Here is a 6,356-nt window from a genome sequence, read left to right as displayed (position 1 = left end):
GTTGTGTGTGTCCTGCGCTGCCCCCCCCCCCCCGTGGGGGGGGGGGGGGGGGGGGGGGGGGGCCCCCCCAGTTCGAGAGGTGGCGAACAGGCCCCTCTCCCTAGCCCTCTCCCCTGAAGGGGAGAGGGAACTCCAATGGCCGTACTCAATGAAGAACAGACCATGCTGCGCGACATGGCGCGCGAATGGACGACGAACGAAAGCCCCGTCACCGCCTGGCGCAGGGTGCGCGATGCCAACGAACCCGCCGGCTACGACGCCGCCGTCTATGGCGAAATGGCGCAGATGGGCTGGACCGGGATCATCATCCCGGAGGCGTTCGGCGGCAGCGATTTCGGCTGGCTGAGCATGGGGCTGGTGACCGAGGAACTGGGCAAGACCGTCACCGCCAGCCCGCTCTCCGCCTCCGCCGCGGCGGCATCCGCGATCATGCTGGGCGGCAGCGATGCGCAGAAGGCGGAGTGGTTGCCGAGGATCGCGAGCGGCGAGATCGTTGCGACCGTCGCAGTCGATGAAGGTCCGCGCCACGATCCGGCGAAGATCAAAACCAGCGTAGCCGGCGGCAAGCTGAGCGGTACGAAGACCTTTGTCGCGGAAGGCGACAGCGCCGGGCTGTTCGTCGTCGCGGCGGCGGACGGCCTCTATCTCGTTGCCGGCGATGCCGCGGGCGTGTCTCGGTCGCGCCGCCAACTCGCCGATTTCCGGAGCCATGCCGAAGTGACTTTCGCCGATACGCCCGCGGAAAAGCTGGAGGGCGGCGACGACGCATTGCTCGATTCCGTGCTCGACCGCGCCGCGGTGCTGGCGGCGGCCGAGATGCTGGGGCTGGCGGGGCAAGCGTTCGACACCACGCTCGCCTATCTCAAACAACGCGTGCAGTTCGGTCAGGTGCTTTCCACCTTTCAGGCACTGCAGCACCGCATGGCGAACCTGTTCAGCGAGATCGAGCTGATGCGCTCGGCGGTCGAGGCCGGCCTCACCGCGCTCGATCAGGGCGGCGACACGCGCGCGGCGGCATCGCTCGCCAAGGCCAAGGCGAATGACGTCGGCCATCTGATGAGCCGCGAGATGGTCCAGCTCCACGGCGGCATCGGCATGACCGACGAATATGATGCCGGTTTCTACCTGAAGCGGATGCGCGTGCTCGAACAGATGTGGGGCAACGCTGCCTATCACCGCGACCGCTACGCGCGGTTGAGCGGCTATTGAGGCCGATTACGGACTACGCCCACGACCCCGTTCGTCCTGAGCTTGTCGAAGGACCGTTCTTCTCTTTCGCGCTCGCTAAAGAAGGGCAGGGCTTCGACAGGCTCAGCCCGAACGGGGTGGGCTCGCGTTATGTCGCACATGACTGAATCCGGCGCTCTCGAGTCCCCCGCCACGCTCGCCGCCGAGGCCGATCTCGCGCGGCGCGAGGCGGAGTATGGCGCGTTCGTCGAGGACAATCTGCGCCGCAACTATATCGCGCATTTCGCGCACGGTATGCTGGGGATGACGGGCTTCCGCCTGATTTTCGCGCCTACCTTCGTCCCTGCCTATCTGTTCAGCATCACCGGTTCGGCGACGATGGTCGGGCTGGGCCAGGCTTTGCAGCAACTGGGCTCGGTCCTCTCGCCGATCATCGGCGCGACACAGGTCGAGCATCGCCAGCGGGTGATGCCGGTCGCGGTCAGGATCGGGCTCGGCATGCGATTGCCGCTGCTGCTGCTCGCGCTCAGCGGCTGGCTGATGACCGGCGCGCCGCTGCTCTTGGTCACGATGGTCCTGCTGTTCGCGTTCGGCTTCTTCTCGGGCTCGCAGCGCGTCGTGTTCCAGATGATGCTGGCGAAGGTGATCCCGATCGCCAAGCGCGGCCGCCTGCAGGCGTGGCGCAACTTCGCCGGCGGCGGGCTTGCCGCGCTGATCAGCTATTTCGCCGGCACCTGGTTCATCGAGCATGACGTGCTGGGGAACGGCTATGCGGCGGTGTTCCTGCTCGCCTTCATCCTAACCGCGATCGGGCTGTTCGTGCTGCAGCGGCTGATGATCGAGCCTTTGCCGCCCACCGTCCGCCCGCGCATGGGGATGCGCGAACGGTTGCGCGAGCTGCCCGGCCTGTTCACCGACCGCGATTATCGTCACTTCGTCCTCGCCCAGGCGCTCGCCATCGCCGGCCGCATGTCGCTGCCGTTTTGCATCCTCTATGCGGGCCGCTCGAACGAACTGAGTGGCGCGTATATCGGCCTGCTCAGTCTCGCCTTCCTCGGTGCGGACACGCTGAGCAACCTCGTCTGGGGTCCGATCGGCGACCGCAAGGGATTCCGGCTGACCTTCATGCTGGCGCTCGTCGTCTGGATTGCCGCGCTGGTGCTGCTGATCGAGAGCGACAGCGTCGCGATGACCTTCCTGGTGTTCGCCGGGCTCGGCGCGTCGCAATCGGGCTATATGATGAGCGCATCGACGCTGGTGCTCGAGTTCGGCGCGCGCGACGACATTCCGATGCGGCTTGCGCTGTCGACCACCACCGAGACCGCGATCGCCAGCCTGGGGCCGCTCGCGGGCGGCGTGATCGCCGCGTCTTTCGGCTATATCCCCCTGTTCTGGGTCTCGATCGCGTTTCTCGTCGCCGCGCTGGCGACGCTCATCCTGATCGTTCGCGAGCCGCGGACGCGCGCAGCATAGGAGAAGGCCGATGTTCGAAGGACGTTTCGCCGGCAAGGTCGCCATTGTCACCGGGGCGGCGTCGGGCATCGGCCGCGCGACCGCGCGGCGCTTCGCCGCGGAGGGCGCGAGCGTGATCGCCGCCGACCGCGCCGATGCGGTGGAGGAGACCGCGCGGATGATCGCCGATGCCGGCGGCTCCGCACACGCGATGCGGATCGATGCGGGCAGCGATGCCGACGTCGCGGGCGCGGTGGCGGAGGCGGGGGCGCGGTTTGGCGGGCTCGATATCTTCTACGCCAATGCGGGGATCACCGGGAGTGCGCGCGGCGGGCTGTTCGACAGCAGCGCGGAGGACTGGGCCGAGGTGCTGCGCGTCAACCTGATCGGGCCGTTCCTCGCCATCAAGCATGCCGCGCCCGAGATCGCCAGGCGCGGCGGCGGCGCGATCGTCTGCACCGCGAGCGTGGCGGGGCTGCGATCGGGCGCCGGGCCAGCCAGCTATTCGGCGTCCAAGGCGGGGGTGATCAACCTCGTCCAGACCGCGGCGCAGCAGCTGACCGGCACCGGCGTGCGCGTCAACGCGGTGTGCCCCGGGCTGATCGAAACGGGCATGACCCGCGCCACCTACGAATCCGCGCGCGCCGCCGGCAAGGAGCACAAGATCGGCCAGCTCAATCCGATGCAGCGCGGCGGCGAGCCGGAGGAGATCTGCGCGGTCGTGACCTTCCTCGCCAGTGCCGACGCGAGCTACGTCAACGGCCAGGCCTGGGCCGTCGATGGCGGGCTGTCGAGCTCGCACCCGGTGACGCGGCAGAAGCCGGGGCAGGCGGCGTTTTAGGGAAGCGTGATCACCGCGCTCAGCCCGCCGCCTGCGCGATTGGCGAGGGCGAGCGCGCCGCCCGCCTCTGCGGCGATCGCCCTGGCAAGCGCGAGACCCAGGCCGATCCCGCCGGTGTCGCGGTTGCGTGAGGTCTCGAGCCGGGTGAACGCGTCGAACACATGCGCCAGCTTGTCGGGCGGGATGCCCGGCCCGCGGTCCTCGACAGCGATGCGGACGGCATCGGCCTCCTGGGTCACCGTCACCTCGGCTGCCCCGGCATATTTGACCGCATTCTCGATCAGGTTGCGTACCGCCCGCTTCATCGCGGCGGACCGCACGCGGCGGACGATGCGCCCTTCGGGCTCGAAGCGCACATCGGCGCCGAGATCGCGGAAATCCTCGACCACCACATCGACCAGCGCGGTCAGCTCGGTCTCCACCGCCGGCTCGCTGCCGCGGCCGATGCGCGCGAGGCTCAAAATGTCCTCGAGCATTCGATTCATCTCGTCGATGGTGTCGGCCATCTTCGCGCGGTCGGCCTCGTCCTCGACCGATTCGATGCGGACGCGCAATGCCGCCAACGGCGTGCGCAAATCATGCCCGATTGCGCCGAGCATCCGGTCCTTCTCGTCCAGCATCGCGACCACGCGCAGGCGAAGCGCGTTGAACGCGGCGATCAGCGAGCGCACGTCCTCCGGTCCGCTCTCGGCGACAGGCGGTCCCGGATCGGCGGGCGTGAAGGCATGCGCCGCGCTGCCCAGTTCCGCCAGCGGCCGGGCGATGCGCCGGCCGATCCAGTAGACCGCACCCAGCACCAGCACATAGATGATCACCGTCTGCGCGATCAGCCGCCAGATCATCCCGCGATCCATGCCTGGCCAAGGCGCGCTCACCACCACCCAGCGCCCAGGCGCGCTTTCGGCGGCGATCAGGAGCTGGCTGCCGGCGCGCAGGATGCGGCGCTCGTGGCGGTCGAGCGGCCGGTCGAACGAACCGCGCTCGACCTGCCGGATCGCGGCGAATGTCGGCGGCACCGGACGTCCGGCCTCGACGAACCCGCGTGCGACGGCCGCCTCGACCTCGCCCAGGCGCTCGGCGTTGGAGGGGATCGGATTGGCGGACATCAAGCGAATCGCGCGGTTGCGTGCGGCGATTCCGCCTTCGCGGTCGCGCTCGACCGCGCTCACCAGCCGCGCGACCGAAGGGCCGGTGATCTGCGCCTGGCGCAGCGATCGCCCGCCCTGCAGCAGCAGCGCGAAGTTGATCGCCTGCGCGACGAACAGCGCAATGGCGACCAGCAGGGCGATCTGGCCGACCAGGCTTTTCGGCCAGAAGCCGCGCAAGCTCACAGCCGCGTCACCTCGGCCGCCAGCGTGTAGCCGCCGCCCCACACGGTCTTGATCAGGGCGGGGTTCTTGGGATCGTCCTCGATCTTGCGTCTCAAGCGGCTGACCTGGTTGTCGATCGCACGGTCGAACGCGGCGGCCTCGCGCCCCTGGGTCAGGTCGAGCAGCTGGTCGCGGGTCAGCACCTGCCGCGGATGCGTCACCAGCGCGAGGAGGAGGTTGTATTCGCCGGTCGAAAGCGGCAGCGACACGCCGTCGCGGTCGACCAAAGTGCGCTCGCCCGCCTTCAGCACCCAGTCCGAAAAGGCATAGCTGCCGGCTTCGGGCGCACGCACGGGCTGGCCGCCGCCGTTGGCGCGGCGCAGCACCACCTTGGCGCGCGTCGCAAGCTCGCGCGGCGAGAAAGGTTTCACGACATAATCGTCGGCGCCCATCTCCAGCCCGACGATGCGGTCGGTCTCCTCGCTTTTGGCGGTCAGGAGGATCACGGGAATATTGGTGGTGGCGCGGATGTGGCGCGTCAGGCTGAGGCCGTCCTCGCCGGGCATCATGATGTCGAGGATGACGAGATCGATGGCATAGGCGGCCATGCGCGTGCGCGCCGCCTCCGCGCCGTCGGCCTGGGTCACGCGGAAACCCTGCTTGGTGAGGTACACCGCGAGCGGTTCGCGGATCGAGCGTTCGTCATCGACGAGGAGGATGTGGGGGAGAGCCATCTCGTCCACTGCTATCACATCCCTTCAATGGGAAAAGACCGTGCCGGGCAGGCCTTGGGGGAGGGGGGACGCCCGCCCGGCACGGAAAGGGGTCGCCGTCACTCGCCCATGCGGGCGGCCCGGCGCTCCTTTCTCTTTTCGCGCTGCGCTTCGCGCTCGGCCGTGTCGATGGCCCCGTCCTTGTTGGCGTCCATTCGGTCGAAGCGCTCCAGCGCCTGCGCAGTCATTTCGGCCAGGCTGATCTGGCCGTCACCATCGGTGTCGACGCGCTTGCCGATGCGCGGCTCACGCGCAGGCCGGTCGGGCATGTCCTTGCCCTTGGCGGCCATGCGCGCCTCGCGCCGTTCCATGCGCGCCTCGCGCGCGGCGGTCATCTCGGCGAGCGTGACCTGGCCGTTCTTGTCGGCGTCCAGCCGGGCGAAGCGGTCGGCCGCCTGCGCGGTCGCCTCCGCCTTGGTCGATGGGGGCGCCATGCGGCCCCCTTGCGCGACGGCGATGCCGCCGGTCGCGACTACGGCAAGCGCCGCGCTGCTGAGGATCAAGGTCTTCATTGCAAAGCCATCCTTCGAAGATCGTCGATCGGCCCCATGGCCGATCCGTCAGCTCACGCTTATCGATCCCGGATGTGCCGCTCGTGTGTCGGGAAGCACGAAGTTTGTCGCAAATTGTAACATTCAAATCCTCCCTCGCGAAGCGGGGGAGGGTCTGAGTTCACAAACGAAGTGCAACACCACGTACAGGTGTTGCCATGTCGAGATACCGCCAGCTTTCGATCGAGGAACGGTGTGCGATTGCCCGGCTTCATGAAGCCGGGCAATCGCTCCGGCAGAT

Annotated in this window: 7 protein-coding genes; 4 read left to right on the top strand and 3 right to left on the bottom strand. The window is 68.4% G+C overall.

Annotated features, from left to right (window positions below):
* Positions 1-135 precede the first annotated feature (135 nt).
* The 3 genes from D1610_RS14320 (at position 136) to D1610_RS14310 (ending at position 3,481) form a co-directional block, all read left to right on the top strand.
* Positions 136-1,209 carry an acyl-CoA dehydrogenase family protein gene (locus D1610_RS14320; RefSeq protein ID WP_118864887.1) on the top strand — a complete coding sequence of 358 codons (1,074 nt, stop codon included), beginning with the start codon at positions 136-138 and terminating at the stop codon, positions 1,207-1,209.
* Between the two features lie 138 nt (positions 1,210-1,347).
* Positions 1,348-2,661: an MFS transporter gene (locus D1610_RS14315; protein ID WP_118865009.1), complete on the top strand. Its 1,314-nt coding sequence runs from the start codon at positions 1,348-1,350 to the stop codon at positions 2,659-2,661.
* A 10-nt stretch (positions 2,662-2,671) separates the two neighbouring features.
* Positions 2,672-3,481, top strand: a complete 810-nt coding sequence (locus D1610_RS14310; protein ID WP_118864886.1) for an SDR family NAD(P)-dependent oxidoreductase — start codon at positions 2,672-2,674, stop codon at positions 3,479-3,481.
* On the opposite strand, the gene D1610_RS14305 is transcribed toward D1610_RS14310, so the two are convergent.
* The 3 genes from D1610_RS14305 to D1610_RS14295 all read right to left on the bottom strand — a co-directional run bounded on the left by D1610_RS14305 (position 3,478) and on the right by D1610_RS14295 (position 6,076).
* On the bottom strand, positions 3,478-4,812 hold the full coding sequence (locus D1610_RS14305; protein ID WP_425453240.1) for a sensor histidine kinase: 1,335 nt from the start codon (positions 4,810-4,812) through the stop codon (positions 3,478-3,480). The two genes, D1610_RS14310 and D1610_RS14305, sit on opposite strands and share 4 nt — an antisense overlap.
* Positions 4,809-5,525: a response regulator gene (locus D1610_RS14300; RefSeq protein WP_118865007.1), complete on the bottom strand. Its 717-nt coding sequence runs from the start codon at positions 5,523-5,525 to the stop codon at positions 4,809-4,811. The genes D1610_RS14305 and D1610_RS14300 overlap by 4 nt, the downstream gene beginning before the upstream one ends.
* Before the next feature lie 98 nt (positions 5,526-5,623).
* Positions 5,624-6,076, bottom strand: a complete 453-nt coding sequence (locus D1610_RS14295) for an EF-hand domain-containing protein (protein ID WP_118864885.1) — start codon at positions 6,074-6,076, stop codon at positions 5,624-5,626.
* A 197-nt stretch (positions 6,077-6,273) separates the two neighbouring features.
* On the opposite strand from D1610_RS14295, the gene D1610_RS17625 reads away from it, so the two are divergent.
* Positions 6,274-6,356, top strand: an 83-nt coding sequence (locus tag D1610_RS17625; RefSeq protein WP_222926996.1) for a helix-turn-helix domain-containing protein, incomplete at its 3' end; no start/stop codon positions are given.

Origin of the sequence: Sphingomonas gilva (genome assembly GCF_003515075.1) — a bacterium.
Lineage (GTDB): Bacteria > Pseudomonadota > Alphaproteobacteria > Sphingomonadales > Sphingomonadaceae > Sphingomonas > Sphingomonas gilva.
The sequence above is the reverse complement of the archived record's forward strand: the minus strand, read 5'-3'. Positions and strand labels throughout refer to the sequence as shown.

Bases quoted from the DNA above. Each gene is read 5' to 3' on its own strand.
- D1610_RS14320 (WP_118864887.1), top strand. From the start codon at position 136: ATGGCCGTACTCAATGAAGAACAGACCATGCTGCGCGACATGGCGCGC.
- D1610_RS14300 (WP_118865007.1), bottom strand. From the start codon at position 5,525: ATGGCTCTCCCCCACATCCTCCTCGTCGATGACGAACGCTCGATCCGC.
- D1610_RS14310 (WP_118864886.1), top strand. From the start codon at position 2,672: ATGTTCGAAGGACGTTTCGCCGGCAAGGTCGCCATTGTCACCGGGGCG.
- D1610_RS14295 (WP_118864885.1), bottom strand. From the start codon at position 6,076: ATGAAGACCTTGATCCTCAGCAGCGCGGCGCTTGCCGTAGTCGCGACC.
- D1610_RS14315 (WP_118865009.1), top strand. From the start codon at position 1,348: ATGACTGAATCCGGCGCTCTCGAGTCCCCCGCCACGCTCGCCGCCGAG.